This is a genomic window from Thalassolituus sp. (assembly GCF_034111725.1).
Taxonomy (GTDB): domain Bacteria; phylum Pseudomonadota; class Gammaproteobacteria; order Pseudomonadales; family Oceanobacteraceae; genus Thalassolituus.
On sequence record NZ_JAWUWR010000081.1, the window covers coordinates 23,585 to 47,876 of the forward strand.

At 47.6% G+C, this 24,292-nt stretch carries 24 protein-coding genes; 15 read left to right on the forward strand and 9 right to left on the reverse strand.

Translation table 11 applies throughout. The features are described 5' to 3' along the window. Nucleotides 1-66 precede the first annotated feature (66 nt). The gene (locus tag UXZ23_RS14035; protein WP_320821182.1) at nt 67-1,020 is read left to right on the forward strand and encodes a hypothetical protein; all 954 of its coding nucleotides are present in this window, start codon (nt 67-69) and stop codon (nt 1,018-1,020) included. Here the strand turns inward: UXZ23_RS14035 and UXZ23_RS14040 are convergent. From UXZ23_RS14040 to UXZ23_RS14050, 3 genes are all read right to left on the reverse strand, one after another. Beyond that, entirely contained in the window at nt 1,017-1,313 is a 297-nt protein-coding gene (locus UXZ23_RS14040; RefSeq protein WP_320821183.1) for a hypothetical protein, read from the reverse strand. The genes UXZ23_RS14035 and UXZ23_RS14040 overlap by 4 nt on opposite strands. Nucleotides 1,314-1,379: 66 nt before the next feature. Continuing rightward, on the reverse strand, nt 1,380-2,201 hold the full coding sequence (locus tag UXZ23_RS14045; protein ID WP_320821184.1) for a PhzF family phenazine biosynthesis protein: 822 nt from the start codon (nt 2,199-2,201) through the stop codon (nt 1,380-1,382). Nucleotides 2,202-2,291: 90 nt separating this feature from the next. Beyond that, nucleotides 2,292-3,662: an MBL fold metallo-hydrolase gene (locus UXZ23_RS14050; RefSeq protein WP_320821185.1), complete on the reverse strand. Its 1,371-nt coding sequence runs from the start codon at nt 3,660-3,662 to the stop codon at nt 2,292-2,294. 143 nt (nt 3,663-3,805) lie between these two features. On the opposite strand from UXZ23_RS14050, the gene UXZ23_RS14055 reads away from it, so the two are divergent. The 3 genes from UXZ23_RS14055 to UXZ23_RS14065 are packed head-to-tail and all read left to right on the forward strand — an operon-like array spanning nt 3,806 to nt 8,657. Further along, a complete protein-coding gene (locus UXZ23_RS14055) occupies nt 3,806-5,323 on the forward strand; it encodes a thymidine phosphorylase family protein (RefSeq protein WP_320821186.1) in 1,518 nt (505 codons plus the stop codon). After that, a complete protein-coding gene (locus tag UXZ23_RS14060) occupies nt 5,323-6,216 on the forward strand; it encodes a ribose-phosphate diphosphokinase (protein WP_320821187.1) in 894 nt (297 codons plus the stop codon). The genes UXZ23_RS14055 and UXZ23_RS14060 overlap by 1 nt, the downstream gene beginning before the upstream one ends. Continuing rightward, nucleotides 6,213-8,657, forward strand: coding sequence for a xylulose 5-phosphate 3-epimerase (locus UXZ23_RS14065; RefSeq protein ID WP_320821188.1), 2,445 nt, complete (start codon nt 6,213-6,215; stop codon nt 8,655-8,657). The genes UXZ23_RS14060 and UXZ23_RS14065 overlap by 4 nt, the downstream gene beginning before the upstream one ends. A gap of 51 nt (nt 8,658-8,708) precedes the next feature. Here the strand turns inward: UXZ23_RS14065 and UXZ23_RS14070 are convergent, their stop codons facing one another. Beyond that, nucleotides 8,709-9,197, reverse strand: a complete 489-nt coding sequence (locus UXZ23_RS14070; RefSeq protein WP_320821189.1) for a hypothetical protein — start codon at nt 9,195-9,197, stop codon at nt 8,709-8,711. Nucleotides 9,198-9,342: 145 nt separating this feature from the next. Further along, nucleotides 9,343-10,596 carry an alpha/beta hydrolase family protein gene (locus tag UXZ23_RS14075; RefSeq protein ID WP_320821190.1) on the reverse strand — a complete coding sequence of 418 codons (1,254 nt, stop codon included), beginning with the start codon at nt 10,594-10,596 and terminating at the stop codon, nt 9,343-9,345. 132 nt (nt 10,597-10,728) lie between these two features. Here UXZ23_RS14075 and rpe point away from each other — a divergent pair, with 132 nt between their 5' ends. The 6 genes from rpe (at nt 10,729) to cmoB (ending at nt 17,523) form a co-directional block, all read left to right on the forward strand. After that, the gene (rpe, locus tag UXZ23_RS14080) at nt 10,729-11,403 is read left to right on the forward strand and encodes a ribulose-phosphate 3-epimerase (RefSeq protein WP_320821191.1); all 675 of its coding nucleotides are present in this window, start codon (nt 10,729-10,731) and stop codon (nt 11,401-11,403) included. Further along, nucleotides 11,396-12,121 carry a phosphoglycolate phosphatase gene (gph, locus tag UXZ23_RS14085; RefSeq protein ID WP_320821192.1) on the forward strand — a complete coding sequence of 242 codons (726 nt, stop codon included), beginning with the start codon at nt 11,396-11,398 and terminating at the stop codon, nt 12,119-12,121. The genes rpe and gph overlap by 8 nt, the downstream gene beginning before the upstream one ends. Further along, entirely contained in the window at nt 12,114-13,640 is a 1,527-nt protein-coding gene (locus tag UXZ23_RS14090) for a DNA recombination protein RmuC (RefSeq protein WP_320821193.1), read from the forward strand. Before gph ends, UXZ23_RS14090 begins: the two co-directional genes overlap by 8 nt. A gap of 248 nt (nt 13,641-13,888) precedes the next feature. Beyond that, nucleotides 13,889-15,682, forward strand: a complete 1,794-nt coding sequence (locus UXZ23_RS14095; RefSeq protein WP_320821194.1) for a GGDEF domain-containing protein — start codon at nt 13,889-13,891, stop codon at nt 15,680-15,682. An 80-nt stretch (nt 15,683-15,762) separates the two neighbouring features. Continuing rightward, entirely contained in the window at nt 15,763-16,488 is a 726-nt protein-coding gene (cmoA, locus tag UXZ23_RS14100; RefSeq protein ID WP_320821195.1) for a carboxy-S-adenosyl-L-methionine synthase CmoA, read from the forward strand. 6 nt (nt 16,489-16,494) lie between these two features. After that, complete coding sequence (gene cmoB / locus UXZ23_RS14105) at nt 16,495-17,523, forward strand: tRNA 5-methoxyuridine(34)/uridine 5-oxyacetic acid(34) synthase CmoB (protein ID WP_320821196.1); 1,029 nt, start codon at nt 16,495-16,497, stop codon at nt 17,521-17,523. Here cmoB and UXZ23_RS14110 read toward each other — a convergent pair whose 3' ends face one another. Continuing rightward, entirely contained in the window at nt 17,524-18,501 is a 978-nt protein-coding gene (locus UXZ23_RS14110) for a tRNA dihydrouridine synthase (RefSeq protein ID WP_320821197.1), read from the reverse strand. It lies immediately after the preceding gene. Nucleotides 18,502-18,735: 234 nt separating this feature from the next. Here UXZ23_RS14110 and UXZ23_RS14115 point away from each other — a divergent pair, with 234 nt between their 5' ends. Genes UXZ23_RS14115 through UXZ23_RS14125 form a run of 3 tightly spaced genes read left to right on the forward strand, consistent with a single transcriptional unit; the run spans nt 18,736 to nt 21,989 of the window. Then, a complete protein-coding gene (locus UXZ23_RS14115; RefSeq protein ID WP_025264914.1) occupies nt 18,736-18,981 on the forward strand; it encodes an OadG family protein in 246 nt (81 codons plus the stop codon). 59 nt (nt 18,982-19,040) lie between these two features. Further along, nucleotides 19,041-20,807: a sodium-extruding oxaloacetate decarboxylase subunit alpha gene (oadA, locus tag UXZ23_RS14120; protein WP_320821198.1), complete on the forward strand. Its 1,767-nt coding sequence runs from the start codon at nt 19,041-19,043 to the stop codon at nt 20,805-20,807. A gap of 9 nt (nt 20,808-20,816) precedes the next feature. After that, nucleotides 20,817-21,989 carry a sodium ion-translocating decarboxylase subunit beta gene (locus UXZ23_RS14125; protein WP_320821199.1) on the forward strand — a complete coding sequence of 391 codons (1,173 nt, stop codon included), beginning with the start codon at nt 20,817-20,819 and terminating at the stop codon, nt 21,987-21,989. Nucleotides 21,990-22,187: 198 nt separating this feature from the next. Here the strand turns inward: UXZ23_RS14125 and UXZ23_RS14130 are convergent, their stop codons facing one another. Further along, entirely contained in the window at nt 22,188-22,469 is a 282-nt protein-coding gene (locus UXZ23_RS14130; RefSeq protein WP_015487801.1) for a peptidylprolyl isomerase, read from the reverse strand. Nucleotides 22,470-22,584: 115 nt separating this feature from the next. Between UXZ23_RS14130 and UXZ23_RS14135 the strand changes: the two genes are divergently transcribed. Together UXZ23_RS14135 and UXZ23_RS14140 are read left to right on the forward strand one after the other, a co-directional pair. Further along, the gene (locus UXZ23_RS14135) at nt 22,585-22,896 is read left to right on the forward strand and encodes a DUF3301 domain-containing protein (RefSeq protein WP_320821200.1); all 312 of its coding nucleotides are present in this window, start codon (nt 22,585-22,587) and stop codon (nt 22,894-22,896) included. 31 nt (nt 22,897-22,927) lie between these two features. Beyond that, on the forward strand, nt 22,928-23,173 hold the full coding sequence (locus UXZ23_RS14140) for a GNAT family N-acetyltransferase (protein WP_320821201.1): 246 nt from the start codon (nt 22,928-22,930) through the stop codon (nt 23,171-23,173). Between the two features lie 71 nt (nt 23,174-23,244). Here UXZ23_RS14140 and UXZ23_RS14145 read toward each other — a convergent pair whose 3' ends face one another. Both UXZ23_RS14145 and UXZ23_RS14150 read right to left on the reverse strand, forming a co-directional pair. After that, nucleotides 23,245-23,973 (reverse strand): glutamine amidotransferase-related protein, encoded by a 729-nt coding sequence (locus tag UXZ23_RS14145; protein ID WP_320821202.1) that lies wholly within the window; start codon nt 23,971-23,973, stop codon nt 23,245-23,247. After that, on the reverse strand, nt 23,973-24,230 hold the full coding sequence (locus UXZ23_RS14150) for a DUF3820 family protein (protein WP_320821203.1): 258 nt from the start codon (nt 24,228-24,230) through the stop codon (nt 23,973-23,975). The genes UXZ23_RS14145 and UXZ23_RS14150 overlap by 1 nt, the downstream gene beginning before the upstream one ends. Between the last annotated feature and the right edge of the window lie 62 nt (nt 24,231-24,292).

The following is a 24,292-nucleotide window of genomic DNA, read 5'->3' on the forward strand; positions in this document are numbered from 1 at the left end:
GATCAAGTACAACGCTGAATTTGACGCCCCGGCGGACAAGATAAAAACAATAAAAAGGCGTTTATTATGTTTTCAATCCGCAATAGTCCATTGCTTGTTGCACTATTGGTTTTTCCTGCTGTATTAGTGTGGTTGGGCCAATATTTGTGGCAACAAACGACTCCCACTTCTGATGTGCTGCAGCTACCTGCGACTTCCGCAGGGGAAGCTATTATTGGCGCTGACGGACGAGAATTTTACGATCCTTCCGATATCCCTGATTGGAGTACTGAAGCGAGTCAGCACAGTCTGGGGGGCAGTGATAGTCGTTTAATTATCGATAAAGATTTTGTTATTGCTGGCAATACAGTAACGCTAAGGCTGCAAATTCCACAATTTCGTTTCCGTCGCAGTGAGCCGGTCGCTGCTTTTTTGCAATTGAGCAGTGCTGATGTTAATGCTATCGCCGACATCGAAGATGTCTCTTTGCGCTTAACGACAGAGCAAGGCAATACTTTGCGCGATATTACGCCACCGTGGACGCGTGATAAAACCCGGCTTCACGGGATGGTGTCCGTGTTGCCTGATGATTCTTGGCCCGACCGCCTACAAATAGTCGCTACTGTGACCAATGCCGGCCAACAAGCATTACGCCAAAAAGCAGATATGGAGTTATTCAGTCCTGCGGCAACCATCACTGGGACTGAGCAAGCGTATTTTAAGAATGACGAGTGGCTCATACCTGTGACTTTGCATGTTAATCAACGCGGTGTGATTAGTTTGTCGTCTAGTTTAACGGATGAGACCGGAGACTTGATTACACACTTAAACAGCCGTGAGCATATGACCGAATCAGGCACTATGTTGATTCACATACGCTCTTCCTTGATAACTCCTAGTCATCTTCAAGCTAATTTGGTCTTGCGAGATCTCCAGGTTCGTTTGATTCCTGACCGCCAGTCGGCTCCGTTGGGTATTGGTGATTCAGTGCAGCCTTACTTCGTCCTAGCCCCATTTAAGTCCCGAGATAACGCGCCTTAAACTTGAATATCGACGAAGCGCCCGCGGCGAGATTCGCCGCCTTGGGCTGCTGTTTGCATAAATGCATCAGTGGGGGAGCGACGTCCGTCGTTGCTGCTTCGTTGTTGATACAAAGCTTCTAGCGTTTCATTGTCGGGCCGTGCCGGTAAATATTCAGCTTCCGGTGACGGAGCTTTTGTCGTATTGCGGTTACTCGGTTGCTCGACCGGACGTGAACGATCCTCTGGCACGATTCCAGAACGATTAATCGGAGAAGGGCTACTGAAAGGTAGCGAAATAATACGGTCGCTCATGGAGTCACTATAGCTGGCTCTTATCAGGGCGCAAAGTGTCTCTACCTAAATGTTTTGCTGATGGGGTCAGCTCGGCAGGCGTATAACACCCTGCAGATAATGGTAGGTTTGACCACTAATCAGCACACGTGCATCAATAACTTCTAAGCTAACTTCACCACCACGTTTGGATAGCTGACGCGCCTTCATTACATCGCTGTTTAAGCGCTCAGCCCAATACGGAGCTAAGGTGCAATAAGAAGAGCCGGTAACAGGGTCTTCATTCACGCCTTGGCGCGGCGCAAAAAATCGGCAGACAAAATCTAATTCCTCGTCATCTGCTGGCGCGGTCACCATTACGGCAAAGCTATCTATCTTGGCTAGCAAGGCGAAGTCAGGAACACAAGCGGCTACGGCAGCTTCATTCTCAAGTTGAACTAAGGTATCGCGCGAGGCACTAACGCTGACAACGGTTTGGCCTAACGCTTGTTCCAATTGCGCAATAAGTGCTTGGTCGGTCACTAGAGTGGGATCGCGTCGTGGAAAGTCGAGTTCAAATGTGGGTTCGACGTCATCGAGCACATTAACCACTAGCTCTCCAGCCAAACAGCGGAAGGGAATTTGATCGCGTTCATCGCCTAAGGCTAGTGCAATTACATGTGCCGCAGCTAGCGTTGCGTGCCCACATAAATCTACTTCCGTCGTCGGTGTAAACCACCGTATGTGGTAGGTATCGTCTTGATCCAGAACAAAAAAGGCGGTTTCTGCCAAATTATTCTCGGCGGCGATGTCCTGCATGGCGGCGTCGCTAATCCATTCGCGTAGGGGCACAACAGCCGCAGGGTTACCACTGAAGCGGGTAACGTCAGGAAGGATAAAGGCATCGACCTGATAGAGAGGTAAATCCATGTGCGGCCATCCGATCAGCTAAAAAAGTAGGCCGCATGCTATCAGATTTACCCTCGTAGGTATGTTTGAAAGTCCTTCTTTTATCGCTTTCTAATCCAGAAGTGCGACATCCAAATATTCTGGAACTTCAACGTGCCAAGCGAAATGATCTTTCAAATGGCGGCGGAAGCAATCCGATGCACTGGCTTCTCCATGGGTAATGAATACCTGCTTTGGTTTACCGGGCATTTTTTCTAACCAGCGTGTCATTTCGGCATAATCGGCATGGCTCGATAGTGCATCTAGGTTATGTACCTCGGCTTTCACACCAACGTACTGGCCGTGAATTTTCACACTTGTAACGCCGTGAGTCAGGCTATCGCCTCGGGTTCCTACTGCTTGATAACCTAAAAATAAGACGCTGTTTTTATGGTCGCCTAATAGAGTTTTTAAATGATGCAGTACACGTCCACCGCTGGCCATACCGCTGGCAGAGATAATAACCGCAGGATATTTACGTTGATTTAATGCGATCGATTCTTCTACAGTTTTTACATAGTGCGTCATTTCGTCGATGCGATGACAGTCGTCCTCGGTCAACTTATGCAGATCGTGGAAGTTGTAAAACAGCTCAGTAGCACGAATGGCCATCGGGCTATTTAAATAAATCGGCACATCTGGAATGCGATGCTGATGTTTTAATCGCTCAATAATATGCAGTGCTAGTTGGGCACGCCCCACGGCGAAGGCTGGCATTAATACGATACCGCCGCGCGACATGGTTTTATTTATCACATCGGCAATGGCTTGTTCGGCATCAATTTTTTCATGCAAACGATCACCATAGGTGGATTCTAAGACCAAGTAATCGGTTGCCGGTAGAGGTTGAGGCGGGTATTGGATAAGATCATTTTCGCGCCCGACGTCGCCGCTAAACGTTATACTTTTACCCTGATATTCAAGGCGAATAGCGGACGCTCCTAGAATGTGTCCCACCGGAATTAATTGAGCAGTCATACCTCCTGGTAGGTCGAGAATCTCATCGGCAGCAATATCTTTAATTTGTTTTAAAACTTTGCGCGCATCTTCTTCGGTGTACAAAGGCTCGGCTGGTTCATGTTTAGAAAAATGCTTGTAATTTGCATAGCGCGCGTCTTCTTCTTGCAAGTAACCGGCATCTGGTAATAACACTTTACATAAGGCTTTTGTCGCGACACTACAATAAATCGGGCCATGGTAACCGTGCTTCATGAGTGCTGGTAAATAGCCAGAGTGATCAATATGGGCATGAGTTAGTAATACCGCATCAATGTCAGAAGCTTCAAACGGGAGTTCGCTCCAGTTACGTCGACGAACGTTCTTAACGCCTTGGAATAAGCCGCAATCAATCAGAATCTTATAGCGATCATACTTAACCAAGTATTTCGATCCGGTAACGGTACCGGTTGCGCCAATAAATTGTACTTGAAAGGGAGATTGCATAAGCATCCTTATCGATTCGCTAATAAGTCAGAAACCCCACCATAGAATGATTTGCCGAACCGTTCGTTGATGCAGGGCAAGGCTAGCTCGGATTGCACTGGTTAGACTGGGTCGCTATTCATCGAAATTTGTTGGCAGTGGTTATGGAAACACAATTCGATTTTTTACAATTGCATCGGATGGGAATAGATACCCATCAGGAGCCTGTCGTTTACATGCGCCGCGACTGTCATGTTGCAACCTCGGAAGGCTTTAATGCCATGAGTCGTATCCGTGTGAATACGGCGCAGACCAGTATTATCGCGACACTCGTTCTCGTTTGTTCAGATTTGTTATCCCATCAGCAGGCGGGATTGTCGGAGGCGGCATGGCGTTTATTAAACTGCCCAGCCGACGGCGAGTCGGCATGGTTTCATCACGCTCAGCCGGTCGATTCTATGTCGCAAGTACGTGGCAAGCTATACGGTCATAGGCTAACGTCCTCCAGTGCGAGAGACATCATTACCGATATTCGCGCGGGTCGTTACAGCGATATCCAACTCGCGGCCTATGTCACTGCATGTGCAGGGGATCGCTTAAATTTAGATGAAACCATTGCGATAACTAACGCTATGGTCGCTAGCGGTGAGCATTTCGATTGGGGCATTGATCAAGTGTTAGATAAACACTGCGTTGGTGGTTTGCCTGGAAATCGCACAACCCCCATTGTTGTCGCTATTGTTGCCGCCAATGGCTTAGTGATGCCAAAAACCTCAAGTCGTGCGATTACATCACCTGCGGGAACCGCCGACACGATGGAGGTTCTGACCAACGTAAACTTAAGCTTTGAATTGATGCGCGAGGTCGTGCAAAAAGAAGGCGCCTGTTTGGCATGGGGCGGTTCTGTGAGTTTGAGCCCTGCGGACGACATGATAATTCGTGTTGAGCGGGCACTGGATTTGGATAGCGAGGGTCAGTTAGTCGCCTCAGTCATTTCGAAAAAAGTAGCCGCAGGTGCTAAGCAAGTGCTGCTAGATATTCCTGTTGGTCCTACCGCTAAAGTGCGTTCTGCCGAAAAAGCACAACGTTTACGCCAACTACTAGAAAGTACTGGCCGAGCGTTAGGTTTGGATGTACGTACTATTATTACGGATGGGTCGCAGCCAGTAGGGCGAGGTATAGGCCCTGCACTGGAGGCTCGTGATGTTCTGCAAGTATTGCAAGATGATGGTCATGCTCCACAAGATTTACGTGATAAATCGTTATTGTTGGCTGCGCACTTATTAGAAATGGGTGGCAAAGCAGAGGTCGGTCATGGTTTAGCCTTGGCACAAAGCACCCTGATTAGTGGTCAAGCATGGGAAAAATTCAGAGCGATTTGTATGGCTCAGGGTGGCTTAAAAACGATCGAGAGCGCCGATTTTAGTCATTGTGTGCGCGCCACATCGGGTGGTGTGGTTGCGTATATTAATAATCGGTTTATCGCGCGTCTGGCGTCGCTTGCGGGAGCGCCAAATGCGCCGACAGCCGGTATGGATATGCATGTAAGGCTCGGCGACGATATTAACCAAGGTGATCCCTTATTTACCTTATATGCCGAAGCGCCGGGTGAACTTGCGTACGCTTTAGACTTTTTAGATGGTCATACCGATGTTATTCGCATTGAGCGGGAGATGGTTTAATGAAACTGATATGTGTTGATGGCCATCTAGAGTTAGCTAATTCGTTAGGTAAATTATTGCATGCGGAAGTGATTATTCCTGAGCATCGTTTATTTCCTGATGGCGAGCATTATTATCGCATGGATGTTGATTTTTCAGAGCAAGATGTCGTGCTAATTTCGCATTTAAACCAACCTAATGAAAAGGCCATAGGCCTATTGTTTTTAGCTGGACATCTACGAGATATGGGAGCAAAGAGCGTAGGTCTCATTGCTCCTTACTTAGCTTACATGCGCCAAGATATTCGCTTTAAAGACGGTGAGTGCATTACATCACGCTATTTTTCCGGCCTTATTAATAACGCGTTCGATTATTTAGTTACCATTGATCCGCACCTGCACCGCTATCATCGCCTTGATGAAATTTATCGTATTCCTAATCGTGCATTACATGCGACGAATATCATTGGAGAATACATTAAAAAAATGATTCCTAACGCCTTGATTATTGGCCCCGATGCTGAAAGCGCACAATGGGCAGAAGGTGTTGCCGCAGCGGCTCAGTGTGAGTTTTTAGTGTTTGAAAAAACACGTAAAGGCGATCGTGATGTCAGCGTCTCCATGCCTGACCTTAGCTGTTATGCCGATGCTCAGCCGGTGTTGGTGGATGATATTATTTCAACCGGAAGAACGTTAGTGGAAACGGCTGAAGGTTTAGTTGTGGCTGGTTTACGCCCTGCAATTTGTATTGGAGTTCATTCGGTATTAGCCGAGGGTGCGGAAGAAACGTTAAATAATCCCGCCATTGCTAATTGGTTAAGTTGCAATACCATTCCACATGCAAGTAATGCCATTGATGTTTCGCAATTAATAGCGCCTGCAATAACAGCCATAATGGCGGAGATAATTCTATGACGCATATTTCTAGTACAGGGTATCCGCAACAAAGTGCCGACGGCTATCAACACCACGCGGATATGATGCGAGTGCAGCAGCATCGCCGCCATGATGCCGTGTTTGATCAATGGTCTCAAGGTTGTGGTGTTATTGAGCATACAGCGGCAACGCAATTAGCGGTTTTCGAATTGGCAGCTAATTTAGAAGAAACTGGAAAGATAAATAATAAACAAGAATGCTACGAAACCTTAATTGCCCTCGATGAAATCGTAAATCAAGGCTTGTGGTTAGTGGTGCACATGACCTATGCAAAAAATATTTATTTAGATGGCCGTGATTTGCAAGCTGATGATTTTAAACGTGACCCTCAAGGGCATACCGGCGGATCATTAAATATGGTGCCGGCCTACGCTGCCATGATGGCTTTAAACACCTTAACTGGCCAACATCGTGATTGGTTGATGGGCCAAGGGCACTGTATTGCGGCGGTAGATGCTCTGCAGTTATTAACGGCAACGGCGCTTCCTGAACGCCGTCGTCGTTATCCGTTAACGGATGATGGTTTGTCGGCATTTGTGCAGGATTTTTATAATTACCGCGTAGCGCCGGACGGTAAGCCTGCGTCGCCTTTGGGAAGTCATGTCAATGTGAATACCGCTGGTGCACGCATGGAAGGTGGATATTTAGGCTTTGCCGGTTTGCAATATGTGCATCAGCCATTACCCGGTGAACGTTTAGTGGCGTTTTTAAGTGACGGTGCGTTTGAGGAGCAGCGCGGTAGCGATTGGGCCGCGCGTTGGTGGCGTGCCGAAGATAGCGGTTTAGTGTCACCAATTATGATTGCTAATGGTCGTCGTATTGATCAACGGACGACGGTTGATCAGCAAGGCGGGAGCGATTGGCTGTGCGAGCATTTACGGCATCAAGGTTTTGCGCCTTTTGTTATTGATGGCCGCGACCCAGCTGCTTTTGTTTGCGCTATTTATAATATGGAGCAGGCGTTAGAGCAGGCAGGTAGTGCGGTAAAGGCAGGAGGTGCTGTTTATCCGGTGCCACTGCCGTATTGCATTGCCGAAACTATAAAAGGTTTTGGATTTCCTGGAGCCGGAACCAATGCTGCGCATGGTTTGCCGTTAGGTAGCAATCCACGTCGTGATCGCGATGCATTACGTTTTTTTCAGCAAGGTGCGCGCGCATTATTTCAACCAAGAGAGACGTGGGAACTGGCAGCCGCACGTTTGGTCCAGCCTCGGCGACCAATACGTCCTGTAGCGGTTACGGTTAATCGCAACGACCCGCACTGGCATCACGAAGCTATTTCGCCCATGGCGGCGTTAGACAGCTATTTTGTTGACTTGGTGGAAGTGAATCCGCAATTGCGTGTACGCGTTGGTAATCCGGATGAATTATCATCTAATCGCATGAACCAAACGCTTGATTTATTAAAGCATCGCGTGACGACCCCCGAGGTTGGCAATCCAGAAGCAATCGACGGTTGTGTTATTACCGCACTCAACGAAGAAGCTGTTGTCAGCGCCTGTTTAGCGAACCAAGGCGGCTTAAATTTAGTGGTGTCGTACGAAGCGTTCGCGGCAAAAATGCTAGGAGCATTGCGCCAAGCATTAATTTTTTCCCGACATCAAAAAGAACAGGGTGATCCTGCCGGTTGGCTGGGATTGCCTGTGATCAGCACTTCCCATGTTTGGGAAAATGGTAAAAATGAACAGTCGCATCAAGATCCGGTTTTGGCCGAGGCTTTGCTGGGAGAAATGACGGACATGGCCCGCGTGGTATTTCCTGCGGATGCGAATAGTGCCATGACCTGTTTAAAAGCATGTTATGGCGATCTTGGTAGTGTTTGGAATTTGGTCGTGCCTAAGTCGGTGATGCCTGCGGTATTCAGTGCGCAACAATCAGCGCAACTGGTCAGAGACGGCGCTTTATGTGTTGTTGGTCATTGTGGTGCACCCTTGCAGTTAGTGGCTTGTGGCGCTTTTCAATTGCAACAGGCCTTGCGTGCGAGTGAGCGCTTACAAGAGCGCGGAGTCTCTCATTCGCTGGTGTATGTGTTAGAACCTGGACGTTTTCGCTTACCGCGTGATGGCTATGAAGCCGAGGTTATTGCCAACGAGGAAGTAACCTCATCTCTTTTCCCCCACACGGTTCAGGCACGGATTATTTTGTCGCATATTCGCCCAGAAGTATTTTTGGGGCATGCGCGCTCTTTAGATTTAGGGCCCCGTCGTTGTGTTGCATTAGGTTATGTTAATCAAGGCGGAACCTTAGATTCCGACGGATTATTATTTGCTAATCGCTGCACTTGGGCTGACGCATTAATGACGTTGGCGAGAATTTCTAATCATAAGTCAGATGATTGGTTAAGCCATGAAGAGCAAGCGGCTATACGGGGTGAAGGTGATCCATATGCAGTTATTCGTGATCCGTATCCAGCAGAGTAATGCTGGATACGAATAACGAGGGGGCTAACGCGTTCCCCCGAATGGCTGTGGCTAACCCCGAATGGCAGTGCCAACGGGCAACGCTTCAAACCAGTCGAGGAATTCATGCACAAATGGTGGCTTAAATAAGGGACCATGCTGCGGTGCCATAATATTAATATCAAGTCTGCGCCCCCGACGAATCCGATCTAACTTGGCTTCGTTAGAGGGCATCCAGCGTTGGTGGAATTTACGCATTTTCGGTGCGTGACGTTCCATCGAATCCACCCATAAATGAGTACCAATTTGTCCTGCAGTTGCGCGAATGTTATTGGCAATAACTTCTAATTGACGACGGAATTCACCTGCCGAGGATGCCTCTACGTGACTAGAGGTTGCGATGAGGTTAGCTGTGCGAATTTGTTTACGGCTTTCTTCGAGTTGATCGGTTAGCAAGCTAATGCCTTTTTGTAGCTCAATCGAAAGCGCACGCTGCTTCGCTTTGCATTCATCAATACTGCCCGTTAGTGAGCTTTGATAGCGGCTATTCTGGGTACACACCCAATCCTCGCGCTTCCAGCATAGCCTGATGCAATTCTGCTGAAATTGCTGCGACAGTAATAAAAACAGGTGCGGACACAGTCCCCCCTTTGACAGGCGTTTTGCTGTCGGTGGTAGCAGTATAGGAGTCATTTCAAGGTTGTGCTTAGCGCGACGAGATTTCCGTACCCGCAGCATGGGTTTTTAGCCAACCACGAATGCGACGTGTCGCAAGATCGCTGTTGTTGGCCGATGTGGGCAAGATGATCTGTTGATACTTTCGCATATGTTTATGGGCCATAGCGCCGGCGCGTTGTTGTAACTGAAATGGCGTTTCGCGACTGTCGGCGGTTACTAGGTCGAGCATAGGAATGTCTAAGCTTTCGAGACGCTGGTTTAACCGAATAGGGCTCAAACGATGTTCGCGCGCATCCACCATAATGAGAGTGATGCCTTTGGCATTATTCGAATCACGTTGCTGTTGCTGCACATAGTCAGCCGCCCAAGGTGCGCTTTCACCGGAAGCGATAACGACAATATTGAGTTGTCCGCGTTGATTTAAAAAATTAATTCCGGCTTGGATTTGTTCGCGCACTTGTTGTCGGTAGCGGTCATCGGCGCTTGGTTCTGTTGTCGCATCATCTTCAACTGGTGTTGCCGACTGTGGTAAGGCCGGTAGACGTTCTAGCCGAGGTAGTGGCGCATTGTTCTCTGCCGCTAAGTCTTGCGGTGTGGTATCCAATGCATCGCTTTTACTGATACCCGCTGAGTCTATGGGATCGGGCTTTATTTGTGGATTTGCCGTTGTATCAGTTGCGCTGGTGGCTGGGGATTCGCTGGCGCTATCGTCGCTGTTCTGATCATCTATAGCGGCAGTCGTTTCGGTACTAGGCGCAGAGTACTCACTGCGGGGCTGTATGGCGGGGCTGGGTGTCATCGGCATTTCAATCGCCAAGGTATTCCAGCCGTAGTCAGGCAACTGCTCACGCAGTGGCGTAATGAGGGTTGGCCATTGGCCGTGCTGATCGATATCGTGAAGTATCAGTATGCCACCCTGAGCTTTACCGTTTCGTTCGGGCAAGTAGAGCCCATAAAATGAGCGTTCTCCAGCCACTAGCATGATGGCTTCGTTATCTCGTTGATGTAAGGATAAGTAAGAAAGAACACTGCGGTGCCTGTTGGCATCGGGGTAGGGAACGACGCGCATGCTGGCAGGTATTGCCGCTGTCTCGTCTTCTGTCGGCAATGTTTCACCGTCGGTTGTCGAATCGTTACTGTTGGTGTTCGTGGAGGTATCACTTGTGGGAGTTTCCTCACCGTAACTCTGTTGAGACACGCAGGTTCCCGCCATTAGCAGGACAGTCAGGGCTGCTAATACTAAACAAGTAGGCTTTCGAGTGACACGAGTCATGGCAGACATAGGGCGATCTTCCACTTAAAACTGGGCTAGATGTTTGTACTCAGCAAGAAGTGTTCCTACGACGGCGGTAGTGTGTCTGACGCCAAGGCATTACAATGCCCCCAACGCTCAGTTATCGAAAGGTTTGCCCTCATGAAGGAATGCTTGATTGCTCCGTCTATTTTGTCTGCGGATTTTGCGCGCCTAGGCGAAGAAGTAGAAAACGTATTAGCCGCCGGTGCGGATGTGGTTCATTTCGACGTTATGGATAACCACTATGTCCCTAACCTTACCATCGGACCTATGGTCTGTAAGGCGCTACGGAATCATGGCATTACGGCACCGATTGATGTGCATTTGATGGTCAAGCCAGTCGATCAGATGATTGGCGATTTTGCCGAAGCCGGCGCGACCTATATTACTTTCCACCCTGAAGCCTCTGAACATATTGATCGTAGCTTGCAGCTGATTAAAGCGGCAGGTTGTAAGGCGGGCTTAGTATTTAATCCGGCAACGCCGCTGCATTATATGGACTACGTCATGGATAAGCTCGATGTGGTGCTGCTGATGTCGGTTATCCCAGGCTTTGGTGGTCAGTCGTTTATCCCTAATACGTTAGATAAATTGCGTGAAGCGCGCGCGAAAATTGATGCGTCGGGTTTCGATATTCGTTTAGAAATTGATGGTGGCGTTAAGGTTGACAATATCGCCGAAATCTACGCGGCGGGCGCCGATATGTTTGTTGCCGGTTCTGCGATTTTTAATGCGCCGGATTATAAAACCGTGATTGATAAAATGCGTTCTGAGATCGCCAGCGTTAATGCCTGATCGTGATTTTTCCGTCCAATGGAATAGCGCTGTTCGTCAGCGCTTTGGCGATACTGGCCCTGAACTAGTGCTGCTGGATCTGGATGGTACGTTAATCGATAGCGTGCCTGACTTAGCTGCGGCGGTGGATACTATGCTGGTGGCTTTGGGGCGAGAGCCTGCAGGTCAACAACAAGTAAGTCATTGGATTGGCAATGGTGCTGATATGCTTATTCGGCGCGCACTCAGTTGTGGTGACGAAGAAGCCGCTAACGCATTAACTGCCAGTGAATTACTGATCCCGCGTCAATTGTTTGATACGGCCTATTTATCCACCTTGCATCATGCTACAGGTGTTTTTCCTGGTGTCTCGGACTGGTTAGAGCGCGTTACGACGCCGAAGATTTTAATCACCAATAAACCACGTTTATTTACCGTGCCGCTCATTGATTCACTGGGTTGGACGGGGCATTTTGCTAGGCTGATTTGTGGTGATGACTTCAGCGAAAAAAAACCTTCGCCAATGCCGTTATTCAAAGCCTGTGAATTTGCGGATGTGACACCGAGTAATGCGCTGATGATTGGCGACTCACGCCATGATATTGGAGCGGCGAAAGCAGCAGCTATTTGTTCTGCAGCCGTCACTTATGGTTATAACCACGGCGATGATATTGCGCTTAGCCACCCTGATTATTTACTGAATAGCCTGTTCGATTTAATGGAGCCAAAGAATGCCTGAATGGTTTAATCAGTACCCAAGTCAGATCGCTATTGCCTTGCTGGTGTTTGGATTTATTGCGGCTGGTGGCTTAGGTTATCTGCTGCGTGGTCGCAAGGTTGCGCGCATGGTTGAAGAGCATCAACGCGTGCAACAGGTGTTGGCTCAAGTTCAGCAAGACTACCAGCAAGAGCAAGCGCTACATCAAGCCTTGCAGCAAGCGTCGCAGCAACAATTGGCGCAATTGCAAAGTTATCAGGTGGAAGAAGCGCGTCAGCAAGAGCGAGTTATAGCTCAGCAGCAGCAATTAGCACAGCAACAAGCGAAATTAGAGCAGTTAGAACACACTCTGCGTGAAATGCAGCAGCAGTTACAGCAAAGCCAAACTCAATTGGCGACCGAGCAAGAAACTCGTCTGCAACAACAACAGCATGCCGAAGAAAAGTTAGCCCTGCTGCAAAGCAATAAAGAAGACATGTTAAAAGAGTTCGAATTGCTTAGCCAAAAAATCTTCGAGCAAAAAACCAAACAATTTACTGAACAAAATCGCGTCGGTTTGGATACGGTATTAACACCGTTTAAAGAGCAGCTCGAAGGGCTAAAAAAGAAAGTCGAAGATGTACATATAGACGACGTACGTGATCGAACGACGTTAAAAGCACAAATTACCGAGCTGCATCAGCTTAATAAGCAGATGACCACAGAAGCTCATGCGCTAACGACCGCTCTGCGCGGCGAGAAAAAGACTCAAGGTAACTGGGGCGAGATGGTACTTGAACGAGTACTTGAGCGTTCCGGTTTACGCGCGGGCGAAGAGTATCAACGCGAGCAGAGCATGCAGAATGATGAAGGCCAACGTTTTCGTCCCGATGTGATTATTAACTTGCCTGAAGGTAAGCACATCGTTATCGACTCTAAAGTATCGCTGAATGCCTATACCGATTATGTCGCAGCAGAAACTGATGAGGCGCGAGCACTTGCGGCACGCCGTCATACCGATGCTATTCGCAATCATATTCGTAGTTTGAGTGAAAAAGCGTATCAACAGCTGGAAGGTATCAACTCGCCAGACTTTGTCTTCTTATTTATGCCGATTGAACCCGCCTTTATGTTGGCGTTTCAGCATGATGAAAGTCTATTCAATGATGCGTTTGAGCGTCGTATCGTGGTCGTTACACCAACGACCTTGTTAGCGACGTTGCGCACGGTTGCCAGTATTTGGGCAATAGAACGCCGTAACAAGAGCACTGAGAAACTTGCTGAGCAAGCAGGCAAGATTTATGACAAGTTAACGATTGTTGTGGATCGTATGGAAACTCTAGGCAAACAGTTGAATACCGCACAAGGCACTTGGGATAGTGCTTGGAACTCATTAAAAACGGGGCGTGGCAATCTGTTTAGCCAAGCGGATCAGTTTTTGAAGTTGGGTGTCAGGGTTAAGAAGGAGTTGGCAAAAAACCTCGTAGAGGAAGCCAATGACGAACATGATTTGCACGAATCTATGCGTCTTAAGCCTCTCGTCGTGGACGGTGATGATTGATCACCTGCCGTTAACCTGCGTTGTTATTGCCAACAACTGCGTCTAATAAGGCATGTCCTAGTTGGCATGATCACCTATTATCCTACTAGGCCTTTTGTAGTCATTCGTAACCATTCAATAGCTGAACTGGCGCTGTTTCAGTTAACTACTAGACTCAAAAACACACATATTCTCACATTTGTGCTGTTTGAGAAGAGAACGTTTCTGACCTTTTGTCTAACTATTGGATCTAATCCGCGCTCATTTATATGGATATATCGCCTCCACCACGGCAAGCCTTAAATCTAAATTGGCAAGCGTTCCAGAATCTAGGCGCTAGAGCTTTGGCTGTGCTGGTGTTGGCGGTTGCTGCTGCGGTATTACTCGGCTGGATTGCAGCTATTCCGACGATTACTCGATTTGCTGATGATTTTCCTGCGATGGTGTTCAATACCGCGCTGTTTTTTGCTCTATTGAGTTTAGGTTTGATATGCGATCGCCATGTCGTCTTTGGTTTTTGTAGCAAAATAACGGGGACAATTGTTTTTGTTTTATCCGCGCTGACTCTGCTGCAATACTGGCTTGATATGTCATTCGGTATTGATGAATGGTTTTGGTCGGATAACTCAGTCGATCCTTTGTCTTTACGCTCGTCTCCGTCAACCTGCTGGACCTTCATGCTGTTATCAGGGTTGATGATGGTCGGGAGTATTCTTAGACGTCATTCTCACAATCTAGTAATCGCCTTGATTATTTTGGGTGCTCTCACCCCAACCACTGGGGCAGTCATATATATTTATGATTATTCTGACTTAGCCAAAGTTGACGCCTTTTCGACCATGGCGATCCACACGAGTGTGTCGTTCATCTTGTTGTATATGGCCGTTGCTATGGGAGTAGGGCGCCGTAACAGAGCAGATCATTACCCAGATGATGGTCCGGGTTTTCGCCAGTTTAGACGTCTCATCTTGCCAACCTTATTTATCCCATTAGGTACGGGAGCTGTCCTGCACCAACTGGTGAACCAAGAGTATTTAACCGCATCATTTGGTTTGGCCATCATGGCGTCCGGTTTTTGCTTGACCATTGTTTCTGTTCTTTTATGGAACTCGCGGCGCGAAGATGAGTGGTTTGATTCTTTGAATCAAGAAATTGAAGCGCGCGTGGGTGCGCAATCTCAATTAACTATGCTGCTAGATACTATATCTAAAGGCGTATTATTCGTGGGTAGAGACGGCAAAATTAAGTTAGCTAACGACGGTGCTTCGCAATTATTTGAATTCCCTGTTGAGTATTTGCAAGGGCGACACATACGTGAACTGCTTGCATCATCAGCCCATGAAAGTTTTGATAAACATTTCGATAATTTTATTAATTGCGAAAATCGTACGCATTACACTCATCAGCCTTTTCGTATCAGTGCCCGTAATGCCAGTGGTGATGAATTTCCTGTTCTTGCCAGTGTTGGTTATCTATCCGAAGCGAAAGACAATGGTTTTGGTGTTTTGCTCCTCAATGGCGAGATGATTGAGCGGCAAATGGAACAGTTACGGCATAAAGTTCGCACCGATCATCTTACCTTAGTCGGCAATCGCAGCAGCTTGGATGCACGAATGGATGAGCTAAATGCTTATGGCTCAAGATCTGAGAAAGCGGTGGCGCTAATCATGGTTGATATCGATCATTTCAAAAAAGTAAATGATCGTTTTGGTCATGCTGCTGGTGATTCTATCCTCAGTGATTTTGCCCGAGAGGTCGAGGATAGCTTGCGTTATTCCGATTCCTTATACCGCTATGGCGGTGAAGAGTTCGTGATCGTTACCATTGGCGCGTCTTTGCCTCATGTTCGCATGCTGGCCGAGCGTATTCGTATGCGCATTGAAAGCTACCTCTTCCCGCATAAAACCAAAACAATTCATATTACTTGCAGCTTAGGCGTGGCGGTTCGTTTACCTAGCGAAAAGTTAGAGCATTGTTTAGAGCGTGCAGACAACAGTCTATTCGTAGCAAAAAATACCGGTCGCAATCGTGTCGTTGTCAATGAACGCCATGATATGAATTAATTGGCAATCCTTTCGCAGGTTCTGGTTGTCGTAGTGTGCTTGGGCTAGAATGGCGCCCTTTTGTACAGCTAGGCTAACCTATGAGCGAACGCGACAACATCTATCAAGCACCGCATGCCGAAGTAGCAGACTTTGCCTTTGATGCCGCAGTAGCGCGCGTATTTCCCGATATGATTCGTCGTTCTGTTCCGGGCTATGCCGAAACCGTTGCTATGTCTGGGGTGATCGCCGGGCAATACGCGCAAGCTAACTCCAACTTGTATGATTTAGGATGTTCACTTGGTGCCGTCACATTGGCGATGCGTCATGGTCTGCGAGCCGCAAATTGCCAAATTATAGGTATTGATAATTCGGCATCCATGTTAGAGCGTGCCGAGCATTATTTAGCCTTAGATGATGCGCACGCACCGGTCAGTTTTGTTTGTGAGGATATTTGTAATTATCCACTGGAAAATGCCTCGGTTACCGCGTTGAATTTTGTGCTGCAATTTATTCCTTTAGAGCATCGTCTAGAATTATTAAAAGATATTGCCGCTGCCACCTTACCTGGTGGTGCATTAATTTTGTCGGAGAAACTGGCTTTTGATGTCAATGAGCAACCGGTGCAGGATGCTCTGCATTTGGATTTCAAACGCGCCAATGGTTATTCCGATTTGGAAATTGCGCAGAAACGTAGTGCCATTGATAACGTATTGATTCCGGAAACAGAAGAAGCCCATATTGAGCGCTTAAAAGCTGCCGGTTTTTCGCAAGTCATTCGCTGGTATCAGTGTTTTAACTTTGCCTCATTTTTAGCGATTAAATAATTTATTATGAACACCGATGTAATAACAGCTGATATTGCGAACTCTGAGTCTTTATTGCCTTGGTTTGACGAACTACGTTCCTTTTTAAATGAAGGTAAGTTTGCGGCTTGGGGTGCTGTTGTTGAACAACAATTACAGGGTGTATTACACGATAACGAACATGGTGATCAGCGTCGTTGGTTAGATGCCTTGTACTCCTTGCCCGATCTGGAACAAGTGAATTGTGATTTAACGGCGCATGATTTGGCTCTGACGAGTACTGATATTTCCAGAGAACAACAAGCGGCGGTTTTAGCCGCGGTGAAAGGGCTGATTCCTTGGCGTAAAGGCCCATTTCAATTCTTTGATACACACATAGAAACCGAATGGCGCTCCGATTGGAAATGGGATCGTGTAGCGCCACATTTATCGCCATTGCATGGACGTGTGGTGCTCGACGTGGGTTGTGGTTCGGGTTACCACATGTGGCGCATGCTGGGTGATGGTGCTGCGCGCGTGATTGGTGTTGACCCGTCGCGGTTATTTTTAATGCAGTTCCAAGCACTAAAAAAATACGCTGAAGCGGCATTGGGTAAATTACCGGCTGACTTGTTGCCGTTAAAAATGGAGGACGTGCCGCCACGATTAAAAGCCTTTGATACGGTATTTTCGATGGGTGTTTTATATCATCGTAAATCGCCGATTGATCATCTGCAGGAGCTGCGTGATACCTTGCGGCCCGGTGGTGAGTTGGTGTTGGAAACCTTAGTTATTGATGGCCCTTTAGGTGAAGTACTAATGCCCGAAGACCGTTACGCCATGATGCGTAATGTTTGGTTTTTACCTTCGCCTGAAACTCTGTTGTTGTGGTGTCGTCGAGTAGGTTTCAAGAATGCGCGCATCGTCGATTTGAACCAAACATCGCTAGAGGAACAACGTTCCACTGATTGGATGACGTTTAATTCGCTAAAGGATTTTCTCGATCCTAGTGATATCAACAAAACTGCTGAAGGCTATCCGGCACCGCTACGCGCCGTTGTGATTGCAGAAGCTTAATTAGCTGTCGATTCTTTCCTGCAAGGCCGCAAAAAACGCAGCTCTGTCGCGCTCGCGTTTCACATCCTCGAATACCTGAGCTAGCTCAGCTGATTGGATCGAAAAGTAATGCAGCCATTGCTTCATTCGATCCACCAATTGCTTATCGGTAATGTCCGGTAGCTTATTCGCCAATATAGGCAGTAGCGCTAAATGTTGTTGCCATGTCATCGGTACATGATCTGGCTGCTTAATGCGCAGGGCCAAATCCGGTGTCGAAACTAAGCCTCGGCCAATCATTAATACATCGGAGCCACTTTCTTGTTGGCATTGTGCGGCTTGTGCCGGCGTCCAGATCTCACCATTGGCGAGCACAGGTATAGTAACTGCATCTTTTATCTGTTTTATCCAATCCCAGTAGGCCGGTGGTTTATAGCCTTCGGTTTTGGTGCGCGCATGCACGGTGAGCCATTGGATGCCGCCGTTAGCGAGAGCCTGAGCATTTTCTATTGCTAAGGTTTTGTCGTTAAAGCCTAATCGCATTTTGGCACTGACGGGGATGTGGCTTGGCACGGCAGCCCGCACTTGGGTAGCAATGCGGTGCAGTAAATCGGGGAACTGTAGTAAAACTGCGCCACCCATGCTGCGATTGACCGTTTTGGCGGGGCAGCCGAAATTAAGATCAATGGCGGGCGCACCTAAGCTTGCCGCAACCGCCGCATTCGCTGCCATTACGTCGGGATCACTACCAAGTAGCTGCACATGCACCGGAGTCCCAGCGAATGTCTTGCCGCTATTATGCAGCTCAGGACAAAGGCGATAGTAAACTTTTGCTGGTAGCACTTGAGTTGTAATACGAATGAATTCAGTCACACAGTGATCTATGCCGCCAACAGCGGTCAATAACTCACGAAATTCTCCATCCATAAGGCCTTCCATCGGCGCTAGCGCAATGTAAGGTCGACCTTCTAGAGAAAAAGGGAGTGTGCCAGTAAACATGGTGGTACGTATTACAAGTGGAGGCGCGAGAGTATACGCACCTGAGCGTTTTATCGCTAGCCACTCACTCTTCTAAGCGGCATAACCATGCGCTTTGGCTTCTTTATGGCAGTTGCTTTAAATTGGTCTTTTCAGTAATCTACGCCGGCTTGTCAGCCCTATTGGCAGGGTTTTTTGTGCCCTGATGAAAAGACTAGAACAAGTATAAACATGACATCATAAGGAGCCCCCTGCATGTCTGAGCCTAGCCTCGTCTCACAGGGTTTGGAGCTGATGATCTTCGGTATGGGCGTAGTATTCGTCTTTTTGACGATGCTGGTGTTCGTAACGGGATTCATGTCCAAGCTGGTAACTAAACTTACGCCTGAGCCTGTCATCGTTCCCGCTAAAGTGGTAACTAAGAAGCAGTCAGGGGTAGATCCGCAATTGTTGAAAGTACTTTCAGCTGCGGTAAAAGAGCATCGCGCGCGCCAAAAGTAGCATGCGGTATATAACAACCCATACGTTTACAACGTTAACGGAAGAAAAGGCCATCATCCATGTCCGATTCTAAGAAACCTTTAGGTATCACAGACGTCGTTCTTCGCGACGCACACCAGTCTATTCTGGCCACTCGCATGCGTATTGACGACATGCTTCCTATTGCTGCCAAACTCGATCAAGTCGGCTACTGGTCACTTGAATCTTGGGGCGGTGCAACGTTTGATTCTTGCATCCGCTACCTCGGTGAAGATCCATGGGATCGTATCCGCGAGTTCAAAAAGGCAATGCCAAAAACTAAGCAGCAAATGTTGCTTCGTGGCCAGAACCTGCTGGGCTATCGTCACTACGCTGACGATGTTGTGGAGAAATTCGTAGAACGAGCTGCTACCAATGGTGTAGACGTATTCCGCGTGTTCGATGCAATGAATGATCCGCGCAATCTTGCGACTGCTTTAAAGGCAGTTAAAAAGAACGGCGGTCATGCACAAGCGACCTTGTCTTATACCACTAGCCCAGTTCACACGCTGGAAGCATGGGTAAGCTTGGCGAAACAAATTGAAGATATGGGTGCAGACTCTATCGCCATTAAAGATATGGCCGGTGTTCTGACTCCATATGATGCTTACGAATTGGTTTCTCGCCTGAAAGGCCAGACAGATCTAGAAGTTCAGCTGCACGCTCACGCGACGGCTGGCTTATCTGATATGACCATTTTGAAAGCAGTTGAAGCGGGTATTGACCGTGTTGATACCGCAATCTCTTCTATGTCGATGACCTATGGCCATACGGCAACTGAATCAGTAGTGGCTGCATTAGCTGGTACTGATCGTGACACAGGTATCGACTTGTTGTTGCTGGAAGAAATTGCCGCTTACTTCCGCGAAGTTCGTAAGAAATATTCTAAGTTTGAAGGTGCTCTTCGCGGTACTGATTCTCGCATTTTGGTTGCTCAAGTACCGGGCGGTATGTTGACCAACATGGAAAATCAACTGCGCGAGCAGGGTGCTTCTGACAAGTTCGATGAAGTATTAAAAGAAATCCCACGCGTGCGTGAAGATCTCGGCTTTATCCCTCTAGTCACGCCTACTTCTCAGATCGTTGGTACTCAAGCAGTACTAAACGTATTGACTGGCGAGCGTTACAAGTCGATCTCGAAAGAGACTCAAGGCATCCTTAAAGGTGAATACGGTGCTGCGCCTGCGCCTATGAATGCCGAGCTGCAAGCTCGTGTTCTAGAAGGCAAAGAAGCCATTACTTGTCGTCCTGCAGACTTGATCGATAACGAAATGGATCAAGTTCTGGCTGACGTGAAGAAACTGGCAGAAGAGAAAGGCTTCAAGTTGGCTGAAAACGCCATCGACGATGCATTGACTCTGGCTATGTTCCCGCAAGTAGCGCCTAAGTTCTTGGCTAATCGTGGTAACCCAGATGCATTCGAGCCAGCTCCAAGTGCTGCTGGTGCCGATACATACACGATCAACATTGATGGCAACGAGTACGTTGTAAAAGTTAATGAAGGTGGTGATGTAACTAACCTTGCTCCGGTGAATGGTGCACCTATGTCGATAGGTGGTGCTTCTTCATCTTCTGCACCTGTTGCAGCGGGTGGCGGTGATCCAATTACTTCGCCATTGGCAGGTAATATTTGGAAGGTATTAGTTCAACCGGGCGATGAAGTTGCTGAAGGCGACGTTGTTCTGATTCTGGAAGCCATGAAAATGGAAACTGAGATTCGCGCACCTAAAGACGGCACCGTTGGCAGTGTTTCTGCCAAAGAAGGTACTGCTGTTAAAGTGGGCGATACTCTGTATACCCTAGGTTAAGGAGCTGTCATGCATAGTTTGATTAACCTCTGGCACGACACTGGTTTGTACCAGATGGAGCTAGGCCAACTGGCAATGCTTTGCATTGGTTGTTTGCTGTTATTTTTGGCTATCCATCCTAAGTTCCAGTTTGAGCCTTTGCTGTTATTGCCAATCGCTATTGGTACGCTGTTTGTAAACATCCCTGGTGCTGGCTTTTATGCTGGCCCAGTGATCGCTGCAGACGGTCACCTCGATAGCCCGGCAGGTTTGCTGTATTACATTTACCACGCGGGTATTGAAACCGGCTTATTCCCTCTACTCATTTTCATGGGTGTTGGTGCAATGACGGATTTTGGACCTTTGTTGGCGAACCCTAAAACCTTATTGTTAGGCGCTGCCGCACAGTTTGGTATTTTCGGTACTTTGTTTGGTGCTGCTTTCTTCACTGATATCGGTGTGATGGACTTCACGCTGCAACAAGCGTCTGCGATCGGCATTATCGGTGGTGCTGATGGTCCAACCTCGATCTTTATTGCATCGAAGTTGGCACCTGAGCTGCTGGGTGCAATTGCGGTTGCTGCATACTCTTACATGGCATTGGTGCCTATGATTCAACCACCAATCATGAAAGCGTTGACCACCGAATCTGAACGTAAGATCAAAATGAGTCAGCTACGCGAAGTGAGTAAGGGTGAGAAGATTATTTTCCCGATTACTTTGCTGGTGTTGGTTGCCTTGTTGCTACCATCCGCAGCGCCTCTTTTGGGTATGTTCTGTTTTGGTAACTTGATGAAAGAGTCTGGTGTTGTTGATCGTTTGAGCGATACCGCTCAAAACGCATTGATCAACATTGTGACTATTTTCTTAGGGCTGGGTGTTGGCTCGAAAATGAGCGCTGATAAGTTCTTAAATTTCGATACTCTAAGCATCTTGATTCTAGGCATGGTTGCTTTCTGCATGGGTACTGCCGCAGGCGTCATCATGGCGAAGATCATGAACAAGTTCTCGAAAGATCCTATCAACCCATTGATTGGTTCTGCGGGTGTATCGGCGGTGCCGATGGCGGCTCGTGTATCGAACAAAGTGGGCTTAGAAGCTAACCCTCAAAACTTCCTGCTGATGCATGCTATGGGCCCTAATGTGGCTGGTGTGATTGGTTCGGCGGTTGCTGCGGGTGTGATGATTAGCTACTTCGGTTAATCGTTAGCGCGATGAAAAAACGGCTCACTTAGTGGGCCGTTTTTTTTGGAGTTTTTGCGGTCTGAACTGTTAGCTTTTAATGGCCTGTTCTCTGTAGGAGGTACTCAGGGAGCGCCAGCGAGCAGTGCCGAATGACAACCCAAAGCCATAATCGGGAGGTAAAAATAAAAAACGTCCGTCGACGCCCTACTTCAGCAATCACTGACGATAAATCGTTTCGATCAAATGCCAGCCAAACCGCGTTTTGATCGGCCCTTGTACTTTCAATACGGGTCCTTCAAACACGGCTTCATCAAACGCTCGTACCATATCGCCGCGGCTAAACTCACCGAGCGAGCCGCCGTTCTTTTTAGAAGGGCAGGTTGAATACTTGCGCGCTAGTTTGTCGAAGTCCTCGCCTTCTTTAAGTCGCTTGAGCAAGGCGTTTGCTTCATCTACCGTTTTAACCAGAATGTGACGAGCACAGGCACGACGAGCCATAGTAATCTCCGAGTAAGTTCAATTGAGGTATTATACCTGCCAATGGCTTGTATCGTGTCTTGAAAACACGCCGCTTCATACCGATATAGTCTTTACCCCTTGCAGGAGTTGCTTCATGTTGTTGCTGATCGCTGTGTGTGCAGTATTTGCCGTTTTCTATTTAGGTTGGAGTCGGCAGCAGCGAGCACGTTCGTTAGCGTTAGGCCGAGTAAGACGTCAGTGTGAGGCCGATGCTTTGCAGCTACTGGATGACACGCTCATTTTAGAAAGTATGCGGTTTAAGTGGCGTAAAGATAATACGCCTGTGCTAAGCCGCTGCTACGCTTTCGAATTTACTTCTACCGGTGATGAGCGTTACGCTGGTTACATACAGTTAGAAGGCTATCGCGTTACTTCGTTGCAACTTATGCCACACCGAGTTCAATAGAAGCTAATGCTATTATTTACGGGAGATTATTATGGTTCTGCATCAGCCAGAGCTTGCTCGTTTTATTATCGAACAAGATGGACACACCTGTTTACTTGAGTATGTGCTGGAGGGGCAGAATGTTAATTTCACCCATACGTATGTACCTTTCCGTTTGCGTGGCAAAGGTTTAGCAGAGCAACTAGTTGAAGTAGGACTGGCTTGGGCTAATGCAGAGCAATTGAACGTTAAAGCAAGTTGCTGGTACGTTGCTAAGTTTTTACCTCAAGATAATTAATCGGTCTGTAATTTTTACTTTTCTGTTTTATACCGATTTCAATACTACGGAGTATTTTAGTACTCGATCAGCTATTCACGGGGTAGCCGAATAAACTCCAAAATCCAAGCACCAATATCGTCAGCATCGGTTGGCTGATTTAAGCTGGAAAATCCTGCATCTAAAATCTCATCGCCGATCGCGGCGCGGCGGCGGTCTAACAAACGTACAAAGTATTCTGCGGTAAATTCAGGGTGACCTTGGAATGTTAGTACTCGGTCGTCGATAAAAAAAGAGGCATTATTGCAAAAACGACTTCCTGCTAAGCGTTTTGCTTTGGGTGGTAATTGTTCTACCTGATCTTGATGGCTATAAATGAGGCGCATATGAGTGCGTTGATCGTTTAGCCAAGCGGGGCGGTGTTCTATGGTTGTCATGTGCACGCCAACCCCCCATCCCTTGCTGCTTTTTTCGGCGTGTCCACCTAGGCTATGCGCAATAATTTGATGACCAAAACAAATACCGACTAATGGTGCGCCTATTTCATGAGCTGCTTTGATCCACTGACTGAGTGGCTCAATCCAGCATTCATTGTCGTATACCCCAGTTTTGGAACCGGTAATTAAATAAGCATCGCACTCATCGAAGCTCTGTGGCAATTCACCCTGTTTAACTCGATAGTGGCGAAAATCGAGTTCATGAGAACTTGATGGTAGACGACTAAAAAAATGCCGAAACATGGTGCCGTAACTTTTATAGTCTTCTAGTAGGTCAGAATATAAGTCGTCTGTTTCTAACAGGCCAAGATACTTCATAGTCATTAATGCAGCGTATCGTCTATAGGGTGTTGATGGCGAGGGGGATTGTTCTTCCTCAGGGGAGTAAGAATATCCTCTAACCCGTGAATTTTTAATTCTAGCGCAAGTGCTAGGAGTTGGCCCAGCTGTCCTTTGGGGAAGCCCTTATTATTCATCCATAGTAGGTATTCTTCTGGGATATCCATCAAGACCCGACCTTGGTATTTGCCGAACGGCATTGTCGTTGTAATCAGTAATAGCAGGTCATTCTTATCAAACACGGTTCGTAACCCCTCGATAGTAGCCTACTATGATGCGGTGGGCTGGCTGTTCAAGCAAGCCG

Bases quoted from the DNA above. Each gene is read 5' to 3' on its own strand.
- UXZ23_RS14035 (WP_320821182.1), top strand. From the start codon at position 67: ATGTTTTCAATCCGCAATAGTCCATTGCTTGTTGCACTATTGGTTTTT.
- UXZ23_RS14040 (WP_320821183.1), bottom strand. From the start codon at position 1,313: ATGAGCGACCGTATTATTTCGCTACCTTTCAGTAGCCCTTCTCCGATT.
- UXZ23_RS14045 (WP_320821184.1), bottom strand. From the start codon at position 2,201: ATGGATTTACCTCTCTATCAGGTCGATGCCTTTATCCTTCCTGACGTT.
- UXZ23_RS14050 (WP_320821185.1), bottom strand. From the start codon at position 3,662: ATGCAATCTCCCTTTCAAGTACAATTTATTGGCGCAACCGGTACCGTT.
- UXZ23_RS14055 (WP_320821186.1), top strand. From the start codon at position 3,806: ATGGAAACACAATTCGATTTTTTACAATTGCATCGGATGGGAATAGAT.
- UXZ23_RS14060 (WP_320821187.1), top strand. From the start codon at position 5,323: ATGAAACTGATATGTGTTGATGGCCATCTAGAGTTAGCTAATTCGTTA.
- UXZ23_RS14065 (WP_320821188.1), top strand. From the start codon at position 6,213: ATGACGCATATTTCTAGTACAGGGTATCCGCAACAAAGTGCCGACGGC.
- UXZ23_RS14075 (WP_320821190.1), bottom strand. From the start codon at position 10,596: ATGTCTGCCATGACTCGTGTCACTCGAAAGCCTACTTGTTTAGTATTA.
- rpe (WP_320821191.1), top strand. From the start codon at position 10,729: ATGAAGGAATGCTTGATTGCTCCGTCTATTTTGTCTGCGGATTTTGCG.
- gph (WP_320821192.1), top strand. From the start codon at position 11,396: ATGCCTGATCGTGATTTTTCCGTCCAATGGAATAGCGCTGTTCGTCAG.
- UXZ23_RS14090 (WP_320821193.1), top strand. From the start codon at position 12,114: ATGCCTGAATGGTTTAATCAGTACCCAAGTCAGATCGCTATTGCCTTG.
- UXZ23_RS14095 (WP_320821194.1), top strand. From the start codon at position 13,889: ATGGATATATCGCCTCCACCACGGCAAGCCTTAAATCTAAATTGGCAA.
- cmoA (WP_320821195.1), top strand. From the start codon at position 15,763: ATGAGCGAACGCGACAACATCTATCAAGCACCGCATGCCGAAGTAGCA.
- cmoB (WP_320821196.1), top strand. From the start codon at position 16,495: ATGAACACCGATGTAATAACAGCTGATATTGCGAACTCTGAGTCTTTA.
- UXZ23_RS14110 (WP_320821197.1), bottom strand. From the start codon at position 18,501: ATGTTTACTGGCACACTCCCTTTTTCTCTAGAAGGTCGACCTTACATT.
- UXZ23_RS14115 (WP_025264914.1), top strand. From the start codon at position 18,736: ATGTCTGAGCCTAGCCTCGTCTCACAGGGTTTGGAGCTGATGATCTTC.
- oadA (WP_320821198.1), top strand. From the start codon at position 19,041: ATGTCCGATTCTAAGAAACCTTTAGGTATCACAGACGTCGTTCTTCGC.
- UXZ23_RS14125 (WP_320821199.1), top strand. From the start codon at position 20,817: ATGCATAGTTTGATTAACCTCTGGCACGACACTGGTTTGTACCAGATG.
- UXZ23_RS14130 (WP_015487801.1), bottom strand. From the start codon at position 22,469: ATGGCTCGTCGTGCCTGTGCTCGTCACATTCTGGTTAAAACGGTAGAT.
- UXZ23_RS14135 (WP_320821200.1), top strand. From the start codon at position 22,585: ATGTTGTTGCTGATCGCTGTGTGTGCAGTATTTGCCGTTTTCTATTTA.
- UXZ23_RS14140 (WP_320821201.1), top strand. From the start codon at position 22,928: ATGGTTCTGCATCAGCCAGAGCTTGCTCGTTTTATTATCGAACAAGAT.
- UXZ23_RS14145 (WP_320821202.1), bottom strand. From the start codon at position 23,973: ATGACTATGAAGTATCTTGGCCTGTTAGAAACAGACGACTTATATTCT.